The 19,900-nt window shown below is 46.2% G+C and carries 17 protein-coding genes; 9 read left to right on the top strand and 8 right to left on the bottom strand.

Going from position 1 to position 19,900, the window contains the following annotated elements:
* Positions 1 to 365: 365 nt before the first annotated feature.
* Both R7M92_RS23510 and R7M92_RS23515 read left to right on the top strand, forming a co-directional pair.
* Positions 366 to 782 (top strand): GreA/GreB family elongation factor, encoded by a 417-nt coding sequence (locus R7M92_RS23510; protein WP_025768940.1) that lies wholly within the window; start codon positions 366 to 368, stop codon positions 780 to 782.
* 533 nt (positions 783 to 1,315) lie between these two features.
* Positions 1,316 to 1,753 carry an Hsp20 family protein gene (locus R7M92_RS23515; RefSeq protein ID WP_213898944.1) on the top strand — a complete coding sequence of 146 codons (438 nt, stop codon included), beginning with the start codon at positions 1,316 to 1,318 and terminating at the stop codon, positions 1,751 to 1,753.
* A gap of 126 nt (positions 1,754 to 1,879) precedes the next feature.
* On the opposite strand, the gene R7M92_RS23520 is transcribed toward R7M92_RS23515, so the two are convergent.
* The 4 genes from R7M92_RS23520 to glyQ form a co-directional block, all read right to left on the bottom strand.
* Positions 1,880 to 3,133 carry a valine--pyruvate transaminase gene (locus tag R7M92_RS23520; RefSeq protein WP_154204935.1) on the bottom strand — a complete coding sequence of 418 codons (1,254 nt, stop codon included), beginning with the start codon at positions 3,131 to 3,133 and terminating at the stop codon, positions 1,880 to 1,882.
* A 229-nt stretch (positions 3,134 to 3,362) separates the two neighbouring features.
* Positions 3,363 to 5,447, bottom strand: a complete 2,085-nt coding sequence (locus R7M92_RS23525; RefSeq protein WP_318134427.1) for an alpha-amylase — start codon at positions 5,445 to 5,447, stop codon at positions 3,363 to 3,365.
* 217 nt (positions 5,448 to 5,664) lie between these two features.
* Complete coding sequence (gene glyS / locus R7M92_RS23530; protein WP_154204933.1) at positions 5,665 to 7,731, bottom strand: glycine--tRNA ligase subunit beta; 2,067 nt, start codon at positions 7,729 to 7,731, stop codon at positions 5,665 to 5,667.
* 13 nt (positions 7,732 to 7,744) lie between these two features.
* Positions 7,745 to 8,662 carry a glycine--tRNA ligase subunit alpha gene (glyQ, locus tag R7M92_RS23535; RefSeq protein WP_005378876.1) on the bottom strand — a complete coding sequence of 306 codons (918 nt, stop codon included), beginning with the start codon at positions 8,660 to 8,662 and terminating at the stop codon, positions 7,745 to 7,747.
* 484 nt (positions 8,663 to 9,146) lie between these two features.
* On the opposite strand from glyQ, the gene R7M92_RS23540 reads away from it, so the two are divergent.
* Both R7M92_RS23540 and R7M92_RS23545 read left to right on the top strand, forming a co-directional pair.
* Positions 9,147 to 9,701: a TMEM165/GDT1 family protein gene (locus tag R7M92_RS23540; RefSeq protein ID WP_005378877.1), complete on the top strand. Its 555-nt coding sequence runs from the start codon at positions 9,147 to 9,149 to the stop codon at positions 9,699 to 9,701.
* A gap of 160 nt (positions 9,702 to 9,861) precedes the next feature.
* Positions 9,862 to 10,122 carry a hypothetical protein gene (locus R7M92_RS23545; RefSeq protein WP_005378878.1) on the top strand — a complete coding sequence of 87 codons (261 nt, stop codon included), beginning with the start codon at positions 9,862 to 9,864 and terminating at the stop codon, positions 10,120 to 10,122.
* Between the two features lie 44 nt (positions 10,123 to 10,166).
* Here the strand turns inward: R7M92_RS23545 and tusA are convergent, their stop codons facing one another.
* The gene (gene tusA / locus R7M92_RS23550; RefSeq protein WP_005378879.1) at positions 10,167 to 10,415 is read right to left on the bottom strand and encodes a sulfurtransferase TusA; all 249 of its coding nucleotides are present in this window, start codon (positions 10,413 to 10,415) and stop codon (positions 10,167 to 10,169) included.
* Between the two features lie 133 nt (positions 10,416 to 10,548).
* Here tusA and R7M92_RS23555 point away from each other — a divergent pair, with 133 nt between their 5' ends.
* Positions 10,549 to 10,731, top strand: coding sequence for a hypothetical protein (locus R7M92_RS23555; protein WP_005378880.1), 183 nt, complete (start codon positions 10,549 to 10,551; stop codon positions 10,729 to 10,731).
* A 168-nt stretch (positions 10,732 to 10,899) separates the two neighbouring features.
* Positions 10,900 to 11,844, top strand: a complete 945-nt coding sequence (locus R7M92_RS23560; RefSeq protein ID WP_017821924.1) for a LysR family transcriptional regulator — start codon at positions 10,900 to 10,902, stop codon at positions 11,842 to 11,844.
* 52 nt (positions 11,845 to 11,896) lie between these two features.
* On the opposite strand, the gene R7M92_RS23565 is transcribed toward R7M92_RS23560, so the two are convergent.
* The 3 genes from R7M92_RS23565 to fadB all read right to left on the bottom strand — a co-directional run bounded on the left by R7M92_RS23565 (position 11,897) and on the right by fadB (position 16,489).
* Entirely contained in the window at positions 11,897 to 12,877 is a 981-nt protein-coding gene (locus R7M92_RS23565; RefSeq protein WP_005378882.1) for an MDR family oxidoreductase, read from the bottom strand.
* A 250-nt stretch (positions 12,878 to 13,127) separates the two neighbouring features.
* A complete protein-coding gene (gene fadA, locus R7M92_RS23570; RefSeq protein ID WP_006743176.1) occupies positions 13,128 to 14,303 on the bottom strand; it encodes an acetyl-CoA C-acyltransferase FadA in 1,176 nt (391 codons plus the stop codon).
* A gap of 14 nt (positions 14,304 to 14,317) precedes the next feature.
* On the bottom strand, positions 14,318 to 16,489 hold the full coding sequence (gene fadB / locus R7M92_RS23575) for a fatty acid oxidation complex subunit alpha FadB (RefSeq protein ID WP_054579435.1): 2,172 nt from the start codon (positions 16,487 to 16,489) through the stop codon (positions 14,318 to 14,320).
* A gap of 261 nt (positions 16,490 to 16,750) precedes the next feature.
* On the opposite strand from fadB, the gene R7M92_RS23580 reads away from it, so the two are divergent.
* From R7M92_RS23580 to hemG, 3 genes are read left to right on the top strand one after another with little or no spacing between them, the layout of a single operon-like run.
* Positions 16,751 to 17,374, top strand: a complete 624-nt coding sequence (locus tag R7M92_RS23580; RefSeq protein WP_005378891.1) for a YigZ family protein — start codon at positions 16,751 to 16,753, stop codon at positions 17,372 to 17,374.
* Between the two features lie 46 nt (positions 17,375 to 17,420).
* Complete coding sequence (locus tag R7M92_RS23585) at positions 17,421 to 18,878, top strand: TrkH family potassium uptake protein (protein WP_005378893.1); 1,458 nt, start codon at positions 17,421 to 17,423, stop codon at positions 18,876 to 18,878.
* Positions 18,879 to 18,887: 9 nt separating this feature from the next.
* The gene (gene hemG, locus R7M92_RS23590; RefSeq protein ID WP_318134430.1) at positions 18,888 to 19,415 is read left to right on the top strand and encodes a menaquinone-dependent protoporphyrinogen IX dehydrogenase; all 528 of its coding nucleotides are present in this window, start codon (positions 18,888 to 18,890) and stop codon (positions 19,413 to 19,415) included.
* Positions 19,416 to 19,900: the final 485 nt, after the last annotated feature.

Raw genomic sequence — 19,900 nt, forward strand, 5'->3', positions numbered from 1 at the left:
TTTAAAATACAAAACGCCCGATGAAGTACATCGAGCGTTTTAGTTAAAAAGTGTCAACCCATATCAGGACGGGTCAACCACCAGCTAAAATCGCCACTTTCTGCCAAAGCTGATGTTTTTCTGGTACTAACTGCCAACAACCCGATCAAGCCTGCCATTTTATTTCTGTTTTCTTTTTTTCTCGCCATTTTGTTCGCTTGAGCGTTTTTGCTTTCTTTTTTCTGCTCGCTATAGTGCTGAAGAACTGATGAATAAGGAGACTAAGAAAATGGTGATGATTTTCCTGAACTAAGCCGGAAGTGATGCACTTCCGGTTCAATGCACTGAATTTATTTGTAAGACAAGGCATTAAGAAGGAAATAATCATGTTTGAACGCTGGTTCTCGGCGTACTGCTTGGCGCTGCGAACTTGGTGGTTAACCAGTCGCTTTTTAACCTATCAATCACCACTAAGGTTGTTATCGCTATTTGAAACCTGCGAGCAACAAGCCCATTGCCGTAACCGAGCTCGTATTGCGGTTGGAGACACGGTTCGCTTAGTGGATGTTGAACGCGCCTATCAATATCGCATGACATTGGTCAGCTCGCGCAAGGGGCAACCCATGACAGGTATGCTCGCGGTCGATTCTTATTTGGGGTCTCGACTGTTAGGTCGAGCTAAAAATGATGCGCTCGAAGTGGAAATTTTTAATCAGCGACGCTGCTTTGTGATTACTGAAATTGTTCATCAATCGCAGCCACCAGCTCAGAAAATGCTGTGTGGTTGTCTGTTGTGCCAATAAATAGAGGTGAAGTCATGAGTAAGAAAGAAAAGAAACAACCGCAGTTGAGTCTAAAAGAAAAGCGCAAACTAAAGCAGGAAAAGGCGGCAGAAAAGGGCGTTGTAAAAGCGCGTAAATCCTCCCGCAAGTAAAGTGTAGATTGAGCCCTCCAGAACGGCGGGCTTTTTATCACTGATCGCGAAGTGATGAGGAACTAAGCTGTTCAAGGGGATAGTGGATGCTTTAAAAATTTTTTATTTTTTCCCTTGAAAGTCATTTTTGACGACCTTATATCTAGTTGTGAAGAGGGTGACTGGCTTGCTAGAGACTAGAAGACCAGCCCTCTGGAATCGCTAAAACGAGATCGCTCAGAAGAGGATATGGCGTTTTGGCACACAACTTAAACCTTTAGATTCAATATCATGTCTCCGAGCCAAACCAAGGCCAGTGGAATGATAAGAATCTCTTAGTTCGGCGTTGGTTTTTGCATAAACACGCCAGTAGGATGAAACTCATCTGAACTAAGACTATTGCTTAATTAAGAGGATAGATTTATGCGTAATGTAGATTTCTCACCACTATACCGTAATGCAATTGGCTTTGATCGTCTGCTAAACCTGATGGAAGCGAATACAGCGAAAAATACTTCTGGCGGTTACCCTCCATACAACATTGAGCAAAAAGACGAGCACAACTACCGTATTACTATGGCCGTTGCTGGCTTCTCTGAAGACCAACTCGATCTGACTCAAAACGAAAACATGTTGATTGTGAAGGGCGAACGTAAAGCCGAAGAAGGCAAAAACTATGTTTACCAAGGTATTGCAGAACGCGATTTTGAACGTAAATTCCAGCTAGCGGATTACGTAAAAGTCGTGGGTGCATCAATGGAAAACGGTCTGCTTCATATCGATTTAGTTCGTGAAATCCCTGAAGCCATGCAACCACGTAAGATTGCTATCGGTGGTAACAACCTGATTGAGAACAACTAATCAGTTAACCACCCGGTTATAGAATGAGAAAGAGCGCCATATGGGCGCTCTTTTTAGTTTGGGGTTTTCAAATCCGCTATTTTAAAGCCGTAATTTCAAAGAGAAGAACGGCTGAGTTCAATCCGTCTATTTACCTTCGCGGTAAGCCTTTTCCACTTCTTCAGCGATAATCGCAATGCCTTTTTGCATCATCTCATCATCTTGAACGTAGTTCATACGCAGGCATTGGTGCGCGTGATCCCACTCGTCTTGCTGACCAATAAAGAAATATTCACCAGGGACAATCAATACGCCACGCGCTTTCAAGCGTTGGTACAGTTCCATTGTTGTGATTGGCAGTTCATCAAACCATAACCACAAGAAGATAGCGCCTTCCGGCTTGTGGATGCGGAATCGCTCATCGGTAATTGCTTGTTGGAGCAGTTCAACCGCACGTTGTGATTTTTGCTTGTAGAACGGCTTAATCACCTCTGAACTCAGTTTAAGAAGATCGCCTTTGCCAATTATATGGTTTGCCAGCGCTGGACCAACACTGCCCGGCGCTAGGCTGATGATGCCGTTCATATTGGTTAACGCTTGAGTGATTTCTTCACTCGCAATCACAATGCCACAACGCACGCCCGGCAAGCCAAGTTTAGATAGGCTCATGCATAGGATGGTGTTTTCATTCCAGAACGGTTCGACATCTTCAAAGATGATGTTCGGGAAAGGTAGACCGTAGGCGTTATCGATGATCAGTGGGATGTTGTTCTCACGTGCTAGCTTGTCCAGCTTACGTACTTCTTCGTCTGTCAGTACATTACCCGTTGGGTTGGTTGGACGAGATGCACAGATTGCCGCAACAGAGTCGTCGACGGTTAGCTGCTCAAAATCGACGTGGTATTTAAACAGACCGTTATCTAACAGCTCGATTTCTGGGTGGTAAGAGATAAAGATATCTTTATCAATGCCAGCATCACCATAACCGATGTATTCAGGAGCGATAGGCAGTAGCACTTTCTTGTGCGAACCGTCTGGCTGTTTACCTGCCAACAAGTTGAACAAGTAGAAGAAGCCACTCTGGCTACCGTTAGTTAGGCTGATGTTCTTTTCGGAAATATCCCAGCCGTAAGTTTCACGGAATAACTGAGCTAGCGCTTTGACGAACGCGTCTTTACCCTGCGGGCCATCGTAGTTGGCAAGGGCGGCGACGAGCTCCCCACTGGCGAGCATTTCCTCACTGGCTTGGTGAAAGTAATCGAGCATGGCAGGAATGGCGGCAGGATTACCTCCACCGAGCATGATGGCACCTGGTGTGCGCAGACCATCATTCAAATCGTCCATTAACTGCGTAATACCTGAATACTGATTAAATTTTTCACCAAACTTTGAGAACTGCATGCTGACTTATACCTAATTCATTGTGATTGCTTTGTGTATGTTTATGCCGATGTTTTATCGGCTTATCGAGTAATCCTTGACCTTACCTCAATGTGTAATTAACGCAAAGTGTGAATTAAGCCGAAAAAGAAAAAAGTGCGTCATCAGACCAGAGGAACGAGACAAAAGGACAAAAACAGCAATAAAAAAGGGAAGCTTATGCTTCCCTTGCTGGTGGAGAGAGTGTGATTTACTCACCGGTGTAAACAATCAGCACCTTGTCGTCTTGGTATTGGCGTTCGAACGCGTAGTAACCTTCTTGGTTGCGAGTGATGTGCTTACCTTGAGCTACCGCTGGGTGGCGTTTACGGAATTCGCCCAACTTTTGCCAATGTTGCAGTAGATCCTCACGCTCGCCATGAATCTTATCCCATGGCATATCTGAGCGTGTGCCTTGGTGGGCGTCTGAACCAGTAATGCCAAAATCACGAGCTATCTCATCACCGTAATAGATCTGTACTGCACCGGGAGCCAGCATCAGTGCATTTGCTGCACGTGCTTGGTCATCAAAGCTGCGGCTGCGCGCTGACCAAAACAGTTGTGTATCGTGTGAAGACAGGTAGCTCAACACGTTGAACTCAGGATCGGTATTGATGCGTTCTGCATAGCGGCGGTAATCATTATCAAGTTGAGCGAAACACTTCAGCGCTTTTGGTGCTACGTCAGATTGGAACTCGAAGTTGATGATGGAATCGAAGCCGTTATCGAAATACGGGCTTTTCACCACGCTGTGTGCCCACACTTCACCCGTCATCCAGAAAGGTAAGTCATCCAAGGCTTTGTCCGGGTTGTTTTGCTTCCACTGGGCAAGCGCTTGGGTGGTGCTGGCTTTCAGCTCTGCCCACGCTTCCATTTCAACGTGTTTTGCAGTGTCGACACGGAAGCCGTCAATGCCGTAGTCACGTACCCAATCGGATAACCAGGTAATCAGGTGTTCACGTGGGGTTTGCAGCTCATCTTGCGCATTGGTGTCTTTATTGCGGAAGAAGTTTGGTAATCCGGTTTTCTGAGTCGATTCGGTTTTGAGATCCGGTAGGTAGTTCAAAGACATGGTGATGTCGTTGTAGCCCGGAGCATCGTAGTCGCCAATGTCGGTGCGAATCCAGTCTTTGCCCCACCATTTATCCCACGCTTCGCTATCACCGTATTTGATGTAGTCGTTGAAGCTGTGCCAGCTTTGTCCTGATTTTGGCTGCCAGTCGGTCCATTTTTCACCAAGGACTTGTTTGGCTTCTTGGTCATCAAGGTAAAGCTGACCAAAGCCGAATTCCTGCATGTCTGCTAATGTCGCATAACCTGTGTGGTTCATGACCACATCCCAAATCACGCGGATACCTTTCTTATGGGCGGTATCGACGAAGGTTCTGAGTTCATCTTCGGTACCCATGTTGGCATCAAGCTTGGTCCAATCTTGGTGGTAGTAGCCGTGGTAGCCGTAGTGCTTAAAGTCGCCTTTATCGCCGCCGCCAACCCAGCCGTGGATTTGTTCCAGTGGTGAGGTTATCCAGATAGCATTGACACCAAGTGATTCGATGTAATCGAGTTTTTTCGTCAGACCCGCTAAGTCACCACCGTGGAAGGTACCAATCTCGTATTTCCCGTCTTTGCTGCGACCGTAGCTGTTGTCGTTGTCTGGGGTGCCGTTATAGAAGCGGTCAGTCATGACGAAGTACACCGTCGCGTTATCCCAGCTGAATGGTTTATCGGCTTGCTGATCGACTTCTTCTAGCAGCAATAGACCTTGGCTCATAGGACCCGGCTGCATGGTGACGCTGCCATTGGCGACGGTGGCTTCTTGCCCGGTTAAGGCGTCACGAACAACAGTGCCATCATTAAAGGTTTGAGCGACGTTGATGGTTTTTGGCGCGTCAGTTGCGACAGGGCAAGAGTAGGTGATGTCCTGACTCTGTTTTGGTTTGATTTTTACCGTTAGCTCGTTGGTGGTTGGGTTGAGCGTAAATTGATAGGTATTGGCTTTGAAGATGCGCAGCGGCATTTGTGCATCAGTGGCGCAGTTATCCATTTTTAATGGACGATTGAACTTGATGCGATCTTCTTCTGCTAGGGCAAAGCTACTGCCACAGCTTTGCTTGCTGTCAGCAATAGTAAAGTTATAACTGCCTTTTTCGAGTTTTTGCTCGGCGACAAGTAAGCCTTGTGAGTTTTCCTCAAAAACAGCGGTGTCATCATCAACGCTTAATACGATGGCATTTTCTGGTATCTGGCTGCAGGCGCTCAGTAGACCGATAGAGAGTGCGAGAATTGTTTTTTTCATTGTGTCCTTCCCCCGAATAAACAGTCCAGTTATAGCAAAACTGTGCCTCTACAATCCGAGCTCTACACCAACAAGTTAAACGCGTCTCACCCTACAAATTTTCGCCTTGTTCACAAAATGAATAATAAGCGTCACCTTCATCGGTTTGAAGGCAACAAAAAAGGGAAGCATCTGCTTCCCTTTTACTTATTTCTTAATCACTTCGAAGAGTAATGAATTACTTTTGAAGCAAAGAAATGTCTGCGATCTGTAGGAACAGGTTACGCAGGTTGTTCAGTAGTGTCAGACGGTTCTTCTTAAGTGCTTCGTCGTCTGCCATTACCATTACGTTATCAAAGAACGCATCAACTGGTTCACGTAGGTCTGCTAGCTTGCTTAGGGCTTCTTGGTAGTTACCTGTAGCAAATGCTGGCTCTAGCGCTTCTGTCATTACTTCAACGCTTTCTGCTAGTGCTTTCTCTGCGTCTTCTTGTAGAAGTGCTAGGTCGATGTCTGCTGCTAGTTCGCCGTCGAATTTCGCTAGGATGTTACCTACGCGTTTGTTCGCTGCTGCTAGAGACTCTGCTGCTTCTAGTTCACGGAAGTGAGAAACCGCTTTAACTCGTTGGTCGAAGTCTGCTGGTTTCGTCGGACGACGAGCTAGAACCGCTTGAATGATGTCTACGCTGAAGCCTTCGTCTTGGTACCAAGCACGGAAACGACCAAGCATGAACTCGATAACGTCTTGTTCAACATTGTCGTTGGTTAGACGCTCACCAAATAGTGACTTCGCTTTCGCTACTAGGTCAACAAGATCTAGGTTGTAGCCGTATTCAACGATGATACGTAGTACACCTAGAGATGCGCGGCGTAGTGCGAATGGGTCGCTGCCTTTAGGCGCTTGACCAATACCGAAGATACCTACGATAGTGTCTAGCTTGTCTGCCATTGCAACTGCAGTTGAAACACCGTTTGATGGCAGTTCATCACCTGCGAAACGAGGCATGTATTGCTCGTTCAGTGCTACTGCAACTTCTTCTGCTTCACCGTCGTGGCGAGCATAGTGCATACCCATAACACCTTGAGTATCCGTGAATTCGAATACCATTGAGGTCATTAGGTCACATTTTGCTAGTAGACCAGCACGCTTTGATTTCTCAACGTCAGCACCGATTTGCTCAGCAATGTAGCCAGCAAGTTCAGTGATGCGGTCTGTTTTGTCTTTGATCGTACCCAGTTGCTTTTGGAAGATCGCTTGTTCTAGTTCTGGCAGACGGTCGATAAGCGGACGCTTACGGTCTGTGTTGAAGAAGAATTCTGCGTCCGCAAGACGAGGACGAACCACTTTCTCGTTACCTTCGATTACGTAACGAGGCTCTTTTGATTCGATGTTCGATACGAAGATGAAGTTAGGTAGTAGCTTCTTGTTTTCATCGTAGACAGGGAAGTACTTCTGGTCACCCTTCATGGTGTAAACCAACGCTTCAGAAGGCACTTTTAGGAACTCTTCTTCAAACTTCGCTGTTAGTACTACTGGCCATTCAACCAGAGACGTTACTTCTTCTACTAGGTCATCTTCTAGATCAGCGATACCGCCAACCGCTGCTGCCGCTTTTTGTGCGTCAGCGAGGATGATTGCTTTACGCGCTTCGTAATCTGCCATTACTTTACCGCGCTCTTCTAGAATCGCAGGGTATTGCTCAGCAGAATCGATAGTGAACTCTTGCTCACCCATGAAGCGGTGACCACGGATAGTGCGGTCTGAAGCGACACCAAGGATCTCGCCTTCGATTAGGTCGCTGCCCATTAGCATGGTTAGCGTCTTAACTGGACGGATAAATTGAGTCGTTTTGTTACCCCAACGCATTGGTTTTGCGATAGGTAGGTTTGCTAGTGCTTTCGCTGCAAGTTCAACTACGATCTCAGACGTTGGCTGACCTTTCACTTCTTGTTTGAACAGTAGCCATTCACCTTTGTCTGTAACCATGCGCTCTGCTTGGTCAACCGTGATGCCACAACCGCGTGCCCAACCTTGAGCCGCTTTTGTTGGGTTGCCTTCCGCGTCAAACGCTGCAGAAACCGCAGGACCACGTTTTTCAACAACTTTGTCAGACTGGCTGTCTGCCAGTGCTGCTACTTTAAGTGCAAGACGACGAGGTGCCGCGAACCATTTCACGCCTTCGTGAGCAAGCTCAGCGCCTTTTAGTTCTGCTTCGAAGTTTGCTGCGAATGCTTCTGCTAGAGTGCGAAGTTGCGTTGGTGGTAGCTCTTCTGTACCTAGCTCGATTAGAAATTCTTTTGCCATGTTACTCTACCCCTTACGCTTGTTCTTTCTTACACATTGGGAAGCCAAGAGCTTCACGCGATGCGTAGTATGCTTCTGCAACTGCTTTCGTCAGGTTGCGGATGCGTAGGATGTAACGTTGGCGTTCAGTTACTGAGATCGCTTTACGTGCGTCTAGTAGGTTGAATGCGTGACCGGCTTTTAGAATGCGCTCGTAAGCAGGTAGTGGCAGTGGCTTTTCAAGCTCAAGCAGCTCTTTACACTCTTTCTCGCACTGTTCGAAGAAACCAAATAGGAATTCCACGTCTGCGTGCTCGAAGTTGTAAGTCGATTGCTCTACTTCATTTTGGTGGAAGATATCACCGTAAGTAACGATGCTGCCATCTGGTGCGATGTTCCAAACTAGGTCGTAAACAGAGTCTACTTCTTGGATGTACATTGCTAGACGTTCGATACCGTAAGTGATCTCACCAGTTACTGGCTTACACTCAAGACCACCAACTTGCTGGAAGTAAGTAAACTGGGTCACTTCCATGCCGTTTAGCCAAACTTCCCAGCCCAGACCCCATGCGCCTAGTGTTGGGTTTTCCCAGTTGTCTTCTACGAAACGGATGTCGTGTACAAGAGGGTCAATACCAAGAACTTCAAGGGAGCCAAGGTACAACTCTTGAATATTGTCAGGCGATGGTTTTAGCGCTACTTGGAATTGGTAGTAGTGCTGAAGACGGTTAGGGTTTTCACCGTAACGGCCATCAGTAGGACGACGTGAAGGTTGTACGTAAGCTGTCGACATTGGCTCTGGGCCAAGCGCTCGTAGACAGGTCATTGGGTGAGAGGTACCCGCACCCACTTCCATATCTAGCGGTTGAACAATGGTACAACCATTTTGAGCCCAATAATCCTGCAGCGCGAGGATCATTCCCTGGAAGGTTTTGATATCGTATTTTTGCATAAGTCAGGTTCGCGCGATTCTCTTGTTACTCGTTAATTCGTCATCTATGCCGAGTTTTTCAACTCTAACAACGGCGATAAAGAGTAATTACGGTTGAATAAATTAACAATCTAGTATAACCAGATATTGAGCATGGGAGTAGAGCTAATCTTGATTAATTCGTGGGCGATTTTCTCCTTTAATGAATTTTTACCGCGTTATCTGCTGTATTTTTCCTAAAAGGGAGTTTTTGCCTGCTTTGGCTCTTGAGAAGCGCAACAAAGGTGGCTAGAATTGCGCCTGTCTTTGGGGAGTAGCTTACCTGATGAAGTTTCTGTTTCATCTGGTTCGTCCGTCAACATAATTGGTGCAAAATCACCATGGCGTTCGAGACTTGAAGCCTTTCAAGTTTAGCAAGACCTTAGACAAATCATCACGAACCGGGGTAGGGGCGTGAGGTTTGTCTTCGGTTAAAAATAATAATCCCTGCCCCAATGAGCATGTCGTGAGCGTTTTAGCTATTTCAATTACTACTGTAGCGTTAGCAGAAATTGGCGATAAGACCCAATTGCTATCTCTATTACTCGCAAGTCGTTACCGAAAACCAATCCCAATTATTGCAGCAATCTTTTTGGCAACTATTGCCAACCACGCTTTGGCTGCATGGTTAGGTGTGGTTGTCGCAGACTATCTATCACCTGAGATTTTAAAGTGGGTGCTGGTGGTCAGTTTTGTCGCGATGGCGGCTTGGGTTCTGATCCCGGATAAACTGGATGATGACGAGCAGATTTCTAATCGAGGCCCATTTATTGCCAGTTTTATCGCGTTCTTCGTTGCGGAGATAGGCGATAAAACTCAGATCGCCACTTCCATCTTAGGGGCGCAATACGCGGATGCGTTAAGTTTGGTGATTATCGGTACCACAATCGGTATGCTGCTGGCGAATGTTCCTGTGGTCCTGATTGGTAAATTGTCGGCCGACAAGATGCCTTTAGGGCTGATCCGTAAAATCACCGCATTTTTGTTTATTGCTTTGGCAATAGGGGCTGCACTGTTCTGATTTTTTGCACGTGAAATGATGTGAGTTATCAATCATTAGTGGCGTGCTGCGCGAGTTCAAACTCTGACTCTAAATCGTTCCGTTGCGTGACGGATGACATATAAGTGTCATACTTGTCATGGTAGTTTAATGGTGTGAATGATAGCGAGAGGGCAAGTTTATGCTTACACGTTACATGGGGATGTCCCCGAAGAGTCAGAGTTATTTATTCACTTTTGGTTTAGCGCTGTGTTTACTAGCGATGGTGCTAACTGATATGTGGTTACCGATTGTAGCAGGATCGTTCGTTCTTACTGGATTGACAGTAGAAGCGTGGATTCGTGTCGCTCACATCATTCCTATGCATGAAGAGATGCGGGCAATGAAGAAACAACTTAACAAGCTCCAATCAGAAGTTCGCACACTCGAATACGACGAATAAACAAACGGCAGCCAATATAGGCTGCCGTTTTTAGTTCGACCAGATTATTCCAATCCTTTCTTGATCAGGTACTGATACGGAACTTGCTCCGTTTGTGCCGCAACTAATTGGTGGTCCATAAAGCGGCAGAAACTCGGAATGTCTCGAGTTGTGGATGGATCGTCTGCTTTGACCAGCAAAATCTCACCATCTTGCATGTTGCGAATTGTCTTCCTGACCATCATCACTGGCTCTGGGCAGCGCAGTCCTTCCGCCTCTAATGTCTTGTTTGCCAGTTCAGGATTAAAGCTCATAGTGTGATTCTCGTAACTAACTGAGCGTTGAATTTTACTTTCGTTGAAAAAATATTCAATAACCACTTGGCAAATCAAATTTTTTGTTTTACCTTAAATTAACAATTTGGTAACAACTGGCAAGGGAGAGGCAATGTTAACAGCGTTAGACAGACTTACGATTTACTCAGTGCTGTGTTTTATCTCGTTTTGTGCATTGGTACTCAGGACGCCAGCTGACACCTCTTTGACGCCTCTTGTAGGCATGGTTGCCACTATTATTGGGATTTGGATCGAGATGCGCAGATGGTCTGGCGCATCTGAGCAAGAAAATTAGCGCTTCTTGCTTGGATCAGAATGCTTTTAATAACGCTCACCTATTTTTTACCGACACTTCATTCCGACACTATCCCCATTTTTCTTGGGCTTCCCCGCTGAAAGGCGGGATTTTTTTTGCCTAAAGAGTACAATTTACCCAAACACATACAAAATAAGTGGCTAATTCGTGGAACTGGAAGATATCTATCGCCGAGATTTAAATTTACTGGTTGCGTTGCGAGTACTGATAGAGGAAAACAGTGTCAGTAAGGCAGCAACACGTCTGAACTTGAGTCAATCGGCAATGAGTCGTGTGCTTGGTCGTCTGCGTGACTTATTGGGAGATCCGCTGTTTACTCGTCAGGGACAGCATTTGATCCCAACTCAGAAAGCGTTAGAGATCGATCGCTCATTGGGCGAGCCATTAGAGTCTTTACGTCAGTTGTTATCTCCGGTTGAGTTTGACCCATTGCAATGCGTGCAGACTTTCAACATCGTGACCACCGACTATGCCATGCAAACGATCTTACCGTTCGCTTTGCCGAGAATTTACCAAGAAGCGCCAAACGTGTCTTTCAACTTCTTACCACTGCAACACGACCGTTTATCAGATCAGCTCACTTATGAAGGTGCAGACTTAGCGATTTGTCGCCCGACAGGCCCGGTGGAGCCTCTACGCAGTGAAGTGTTGGGGCGAGTGGGGGTGCTGTGTATGCTTTCAAAACAGCATCCATTAGCGAATAAAGAAATGAGCTTGGATGATTATCTGAGTCATCCACATGCCATGATCGCCATCAGTGATGGTGTTAAGGCACTGATCGAACAAGCTTTGATGGAGAAACCTAAGCGTAAAATGGTTCTGCGGGCTTATCATTTAGAAGCCGCATTGGCGATCATGGATACCTTGCCAATTATCATCACAGTGCCAGCGGACTTGGCGTATCTGGTTGCCGAGCGTTATGACTTGGTGGTGAAACCGTTACCATTCCAATTCACGCCGTTTGAATACTCGATGATTTGGCATGCGCGTTGCGAGCATTCTCCCGCTCAAGAATGGTTAAGAACGATTGTGCGTGAAGAGTGTAGCCGTCTGATAGCTAAACGTATCGAAGATATGGGACTGAACTGCTAACAAAAAAGAGCCAGCAATGCCGGCTCTTCGTCTGTTTACACTGAGTCAGTGTTTATAGCTTGATAACCACACGACCCGTTACTTGACCGTTGGTGATGTCTTCTGCATATTTCGGTGCTTCAGCAAGAGCAACTTCAGTACACGCTTGCTCGAAGTAGCTGTCTGGTAGTAGCTCGACCAGCTTTTCCCATGCAGCGATACGTTTCTCTGTTGGGCACATTACTGAGTCCACACCTTGTAGGCGAACATTACGTAGGATGAACGGCATCACTGTGGTTGGTAGATCAAAACCACCTGCAAGACCACAAGCTGCAACTGCACTGTTGTAATCCATTTGCGCCAATACTTTAGCCAGTACTTTGCTGCCTACAGTATCAACCGCACCTGCCCATACTTGCTTTTCAAGTGGACGTGCTGGTTCTTCAAATTCAGTACGGTCGATGATGCGGCTAGCACCTAGTTTTTCAAGTAGCGGGCCATTTTTTTCTACACGACCTGTCACTGCAGCAACTTTGTAGCCAAGCTGTGCTAGAAGCGTTACTGCGACTGAGCCTACACCGCCACTTGCGCCAGTTACAAGGATTTCACCATTTTCAGGTTTGATGCCTGCATCAAGCAGTGCTTGAACACATAGCATGCCTGTGAAACCAGCAGTACCAACCATCATTGCTTTCTTGCTGTCTAGACCTTTTGGTAGTGGTACTAGCCAATCTGCTTTTAGACGAGCACGCTGAGACATACCACCCCAGTGGTTTTCACCCACGCCCCAGCCAGTAAGGACAACTTTGTCACCAGCTTGGTAGCGGTCGTCTTCTGAGCTTACTACCGTACCTGCTAGGTCAATACCTGGCACCATCGGGAAGTTACGGATGATTTTACCTTTACCTGTGATCGCAAGACCGTCTTTGTAGTTTAACGATGAGTAATCAACGTCAATCAGAACGTCGCCTTCAGGCAGTTGTGTTTCATCGATTTGCTCGATGTTAGCGATAGTACGTTTGTCTTCTTGATTTAGAACTAGAGCATTAAACATAAGGTTCTCCGATTGTGCGGTAGCATGACTCTGGGTCACATGCAGCAAGATATCAACTGGTCTAAGTGTATGTCTTCTTTGTCTATGAATAAAATGAAACTTGAGCATTTAATGTATGCTCTTCATGCATGTTTGATGTAAAACAAAGGGCGACATCAATTGTCGCCCTTAAGTGTAATACTAAAAATTTTAGTACTAGTTCATTTGCTTATGATTGTTGGCTCGATCACTACAACAACGTCTTGAACTGTTATGGTCGTTCAAATACTGTCGCAATGCCCTGACCCAAACCGATACACATGGTGGCCAGACCGTATTTCGCGTCTTTCGCTTCCATTAGGTTGATTAACGTTGTTGAGATACGTGAACCAGAACAGCCTAGTGGATGACCCAATGCTATCGCACCACCGTTAAGGTTGACCTTCTCATCCATAACATCAAGCAGGCCTAAGTCTTTAGCACACGGCAGAGACTGCGCGGCAAATGCTTCGTTTAGCTCAACCACATCCATGTCTTCAATTGAAAGACCGGCACGCTTGAGCGCTTTTTTCGTCGCAGGTACAGGACCGTAACCCATAATAGAAGGATCGCAGCCCGCAATGGCCATGCCTTTAATACGTGCACGAATCTTCAAGCCAAGCTCATTGGCTTTCTCTTCGCTCATGATCAACATCGCTGATGCACCATCGGACAGAGCCGATGATGTACCGGCTGTTACTGTACCGTTTGCAGGGTCGAACACTGGGCGAAGTTGAGATAGACCTTCAACGGATGTTTCAGGGCGAATCACTTCGTCGTAATCCAGAGTGAACAGTGTGCCGTCTGCTGCGTGGCCTTCAATTGGTAGAATTTCGTTTTTAAAACGACCCTCTACGGTTGCTGCGTGCGCACGAGCGTGAGAGCGAGCGGCAAACTCGTCTTGTTGCTCACGGCTAATGCCATGTAATTTACCCAGCATTTCAGCCGTTAAGCCCATCATGCCCGCAGCTTTTGCTACGTTCTTTGACATACCTGGGTGAAAGTCTACACCGTGGTTCATTGGCACATGCCCCATGTGCTCAACACCACCAATTAGGCAGATTTCAGCATCGCCAGTCATGATGGCACGTGTACCATCGTGAAGCGCTTGCATTGATGAGCCACACAAGCGGTTCACCGTCACGGCGCCAATTTCAATCGGCAGACCAGCAAGCAGCGCCGCATTACGTGCAACGTTAAAGCCTTGCTCTAGTGTTTGCTGTACACAGCCCCAGTAGATGTCTTCAATCTCGCTTGGGTTCACTTGTGGGTTACGCGCAAGAATGCCTTTCATTAGGCGCGCAGATAGATCTTCTGCTCGTGTATGACGGAAAGCACCACCTTTAGAGCGACCCATTGGAGTACGTAGACAATCGACTACGACAACATTTCTTGTTTGATTAGTCATTTTAGAATCCCTCCTTAGATAGAACCTTGCTGTTGTGCACCGTAAAAGCTTTCACCTTTCGCCGCCATATCAATCAGCATTTGCGGTACTTGGTACATCGCACCTAGCTCGGCGTGTTGTTTTGCCATTTCAACGTATTCAGCAATACCCACGCTGTCTAGATAGCGGAATACGCCACCGCGGAATGGAGGGAAACCAAGACCATAAACCAATGCCATATCTGCTTCCTGCGGAGTTGCGATGATGCCTTCTTGTAGGCACAGCACCACTTCGTTGATCATTGGAATCATCATACGTTGAATGATGGTCTGATCGTCAAAGTCCTGCTTATCGGCACAAACGTCAGCAAGTACCGGTAAGATCGCTTCGGAGAAGGTTTTCTTCGGCTTACCTTTTTTATCTATGGTGTAGCTGTAGAAGCCATTACCATTTTTCTGACCATATTTGTCTGCTTCGAACAGTGCATCAATCGCATCACGACCTTGTTTACCCATACGCTCAGGGAAACCGTCAGCCATCACAGCTTGTGCGTGGTGCGCGGTATCAATGCCGACTACGTCAAGCAAGTACGCCGGTCCCATCGGCCAGCCAAACTTACGCTCCATGACTTTGTCGATTTTCGTAAAGTCAGCACCATCACGAAGTAGCATGCTGAAGCCGCCAAAGTATGGGAACAATACGCGGTTAACGAAGAACCCTGGGCAGTCATTAACGACAATTGGTGATTTGCCCATTTTCGCAGCATACGCCACAACACGATTGATGGTTTCATCAGAGGTGTGCTCACCACGGATGATCTCAACAAGAGGCATACGATGCACTGGGTTGAAGAAGTGCATACCACAGAAGTTTTCTGGGCGTTTTAGTGATTTTGCCAATAGGTTGATAGGAATCGTTGAGGTGTTTGAGGTGATAACGGTGTCGTCACCGACATGGGATTCAACTTCACTTAAAACTGCTGCTTTTACTTTCGGGTTTTCAACGACAGCTTCAACAATCACATCAGAGTTTTCAATACCTGCGTAATGTAAGCTCGGTGTGATTGACGCTAAAATACCCGCCATCTTAAAGCCATCAATGCGACCGCGAGATAAGCGTTTATTCAGCAGCTTAGATGCTTCAGTCATGCCTAGGTCGAGCGACGCTTGCGCGATGTCTTTCATTAAGACTGGCACACCTTTTAGCGCTGATTGGTAAGCAATGCCGCCACCCATGATACCTGCACCTAATACGGCTGCACGTTGCGTGTCTTTACTTGCTGACTTCGCTGCTTTTTTCGCAATGCCTTTGATGTATTGATCATTAAGGAATAGGCCAACGAGTGATTTTGCTTCTTCCGATTTAGCCAATTTCACGAAGTGCTTACGTTCAATGTCTAACGCTTCATTACGTGCAAAGCGAGCACCTTCTTCAATCGTGATAACGGCTGTCATTGGGGCAGGGTAGTGAGGACCTGCTTTTTGTGCCACCAGACCCTTCGCCATGGTGAAGCTCATCATTGATTCAAGCTTACTCAGCGTTAGCGGAGATGTTTTCTGTGCTCGGCGTGCTTGCCAGTCAAGTTTCTCGTTAATTGCAGAGTTAAGAGTTTGTAGTGCTGATTCGTATAAAGCATCAGTCTCTACAACAGCATCGAGTAAGCCAATTTTCAATGCTTCATCAGCTCGGCATGCTTTACCTTGGGTGATGATTTCCATTGCGCTGTCTGCGCCAATAACGCGAGGTAAGCGTACACAACCACCAAAGCCCGGCATGATTCCCAGTTTCGTTTCTGGTAGGCCGATGCTGGTGGTTTTGTCACCAATACGCATGTCTGTTGCTAGCACACATTCACAACCGCCACCAAGAGCGTGGCCTTTGATCACTGAGATGGTCGGAACGGGTAAGTCTTCTAATTTGTTAAAGATGCTATTAGCAAATTGCAGCCATTGGTCGAGCTCGGCATCCGTTTTAGCAAACAGACCTAAAAACTCGGTAATGTCTGCGCCTACAATGAATGCGTCTTTATCTGAAGTGAGCAACAACCCCTTGAGGCCTTGATGGGCAATGAGCGCATCAAGAGCTTTATCTAGCGATTCTAATGTCGCTAGGTCGAGTTTGTTGACGGATTTTGGAGAGCAGAAGCTTAGCTCTGCAATACCATCTTGTATTTCCTTTACCTGTAGGGTTTCGGCTTGGTAAATCATTGTCTATCTCCATGACATACAATCGTGGATTGTCTGTATACCTATTTCAACGACGCCGTGTACCTCGGCAAATAGGTATCGAGGAAGTCGTTTTATTTTTGTTCTGGTTTGACCAGTAAAGTTAGTTTGGATCGTGGATTGTTTAATTTCAATACATTTTTTAAACAAGTGTTTAACATTGTGCGCTGTGGCAGATCTTATGCGACGGGTAAATCACACTCGTGATAGACTTCAGGCAAATAGACATGAATCCATAATCCTATGAATGACAAGCCTTATCTGATTCCAGCAGAGCCCGCTCAATTTGAAGAAGAAATTAAAAAGAGCGTCTTCATTACTTATTTGGCACACACGCCAAGTATCGAAGCAGCAAAAGCATTTGTTGATCAAATCAAAGCTAAACACGCTGATGCCAGACATAACTGTTGGGGCTTTGTTGCTGGTCGCCCGGAAGATTCAATGAAATGGGGCTTTAGTGATGATGGGGAGCCGTCCGGAACAGCAGGCAAACCAATCCTGGCGCAGCTGTCTGGATCTGGGGTGGGGGAGATCACGGCTGTGGTCACGCGATACTCTGGTGGAATCAAGTTAGGTACAGGCGGCTTGGTTAAAGCGTATGGGGGTGGGGTTCAACAAGCGCTCAAGCTGCTTCAAACTATTGAGAAAAAAATAACCACAAAGCTCAGACTAACGTTAGACTATGGGTTTATGCCTATCGCACAATCAATCATGCCGCAATTTGGCGCGATAGAAGTCGAGGCTGAATACAGCGATCAGGTCGTATTAGTGGTGGAAATTGAGCTTCGAGAAGTGAGCGCGTTTACCCAAGCAATCATCAATAAAAGCGGGGCAAAGGCAATTGTCACTCCGCTAGACGGACAATAATGAAAAACAGGAAGCAACAGGGACAGCTTCGCTAGTCAATTTATCCATGCAATTTCGTTCAATTATTCGAATCGTCGGGCTACTGCTCGCACTCTTTAGTGTCACTATGCTTGCGCCAGCACTCGTTGCGCTGATCTATCGAGATGGTGCTGGTGTGCCTTTTGTCACGACATTTTTTGTTCTGCTGTTTTGTGGGGCCGTTTGTTGGTACCCAAACCGCAGGTATAAGCACGAGCTTAAAGCTCGAGATGGCTTTCTTATTGTCGTCTTATTCTGGACAGTACTTGGCAGTGCAGGCTCGATCCCCTTTCTCATTGCTGACAACCCGAACGTCTCAGTGACAGATGCGTTTTTTGAATCGTTTTCTGCTCTCACGACGACCGGGGCGACCGTTATTGTTGGTTTGGATGAGTTACCTAAAGCGATTCTATTCTATCGACAGTTACTGCAGTGGTTCGGCGGTATGGGAATCATCGTATTAGCGGTGGCGATTTTGCCAGTACTTGGCATCGGTGGTATGCAGCTTTACCGCGCCGAGATCCCTGGTCCAGTCAAGGACACTAAAGTGACGCCGCGCATAGCAGAAACTGCTAAGGCGCTTTGGTACATCTATCTGAGCCTGACTATCGCCTGTGCTTCGGCTTTTTGGTTAGCTGGTATGACGCCATTTGACGCCATCAGTCACAGCTTTTCCACCATTGCTATTGGCGGCTTCTCTACCCACGATGCCAGCATCGGATATTTTGATAGTTACGCGATTAACCTGATTACTGTGGTTTTTCTGCTTATATCTGCATGTAACTACACGCTGCACTTTGCTGCATTTGCATCAGGTGGCGTACATCCCAAGTATTACTGGAAAGATCCTGAGTTTCGCGCCTTCTTGTTTATTCAAGTGCTGCTATTTATCATTTGCTTTCTATTATTACTGAAACATCACTCTTACACATCGACATACGATGCTTTCGATCAGGCTCTGTTCCAAACCGTATCAATATCCACAACAGCGGGCTTTACGACAACAGGTTTTGCGGATTGGCCGCTCTTCTTACCTGTGCTGTTATTGTTCTCTTCCTTTATAGGTGGTTGTGCTGGTTCAACAGGCGGCGGCATGAAAGTGATCCGTATCCTGCTTCTTACCTTACAAGGTGCGCGTGAACTAAAACGTTTAGTCCATCCACGCGCGGTTTACACCATCAAAGTAGGTGGCAGTGCCCTACCGCAACGTGTTGTCGATGCGGTTTGGGGTTTCTTCTCCGCATACGCATTGGTATTTGTGGTTTGTATGTTGGGGTTGATTGCAACAGGAATGGATGAGCTCAGTGCGTTCTCGGCGGTGGCTGCGACTCTGAACAACCTCGGTCCTGGCTTGGGAGAAGTGGCGCTTCACTTTGGTGATGTTAACGACAAAGCAAAATGGGTATTAATAGTTTCTATGCTGTTTGGTCGTTTGGAAATCTTTACCTTACTTATTCTACTTACGCCGACGTTTTGGCGTAGCTAAGGGGAAATCGTGGCAAAAGCATTATTTCTATACTCTTCCCGCGAAGGGCAGACTAAAAAAATTCTCCACTATATAGATGAACAACTTCCAGACTTCGATTGTGAGCTGGTGGATTTACATAATGTCGAGACGATTGACTTCAGCCAATACGACAGAGTATTGATAGGCGCCTCTATTCGCTATGGCCATCTTAATAAAAAGCTATACCAGTTTATTGAGCGAAACCTCAATCAATTGGAGCAAAATAAAGTGGCATTTTTCTGCGTAAACCTAACCGCTCGTAAAGAGGACCAAGGAAAGGATACACCTGAAGGTAGTGCCTACATTCACAAGTTCCTAATTAAGTCGCCTTGGAAACCAACGCTAATAGGTGTTTTTGCTGGTGCACTTTATTACCCATGTTACAGCTGGTTCGACAGAACTATGATTAGGTTCATTATGTCGATGACGGGTGGCGAAACTGATACGACCAAAGAGGTGGAGTACACCAATTGGGAAAAAGTGGCTCTTTTCGCAGATAAATTCAGAGAACTGTAGAAATAACGTGCTCTTTTGACCGCTTTTGATGCAAATTTATCCGAACGATAAAAAAATCAAAAAAAACGAGAAAAAGGGCTTGCCAATGTGATCGCAATCTCTATAATGCCACCTCGCTGACACGGCAACGCTTCGAAAGAAACGAAGTTGAAGTTAGCAAGCCAAATTAGCCAAGCGGAAACGCTTGAAGAAAGTTTGAAAAAAGTGATTGACACTAAACTTTAACTCGCTAAAATGGCCGTCCTGTTTTGAGCAAAGCTCAACAGGAAAAGCTCTTTAACAATATAGACCTATCAATCTGTGTGGGCACTCGTTGATGATAATCCAATTCGATACTTCGGTATCAAATTAGGTTTCAATGAAACGAAGTGACCATTGAATCTTCGGATTCAGCACAGTCAATTCAAACATTACTTTATGTAATGTTCAGTATTCATTGAGCCGAACAAAATCTTAAATTGAAGAGTTTGATCATGGCTCAGATT

This window comes from Vibrio sp. Vb2880 (assembly GCF_033337975.1).
Lineage (GTDB): Bacteria > Pseudomonadota > Gammaproteobacteria > Enterobacterales > Vibrionaceae > Vibrio > Vibrio alginolyticus.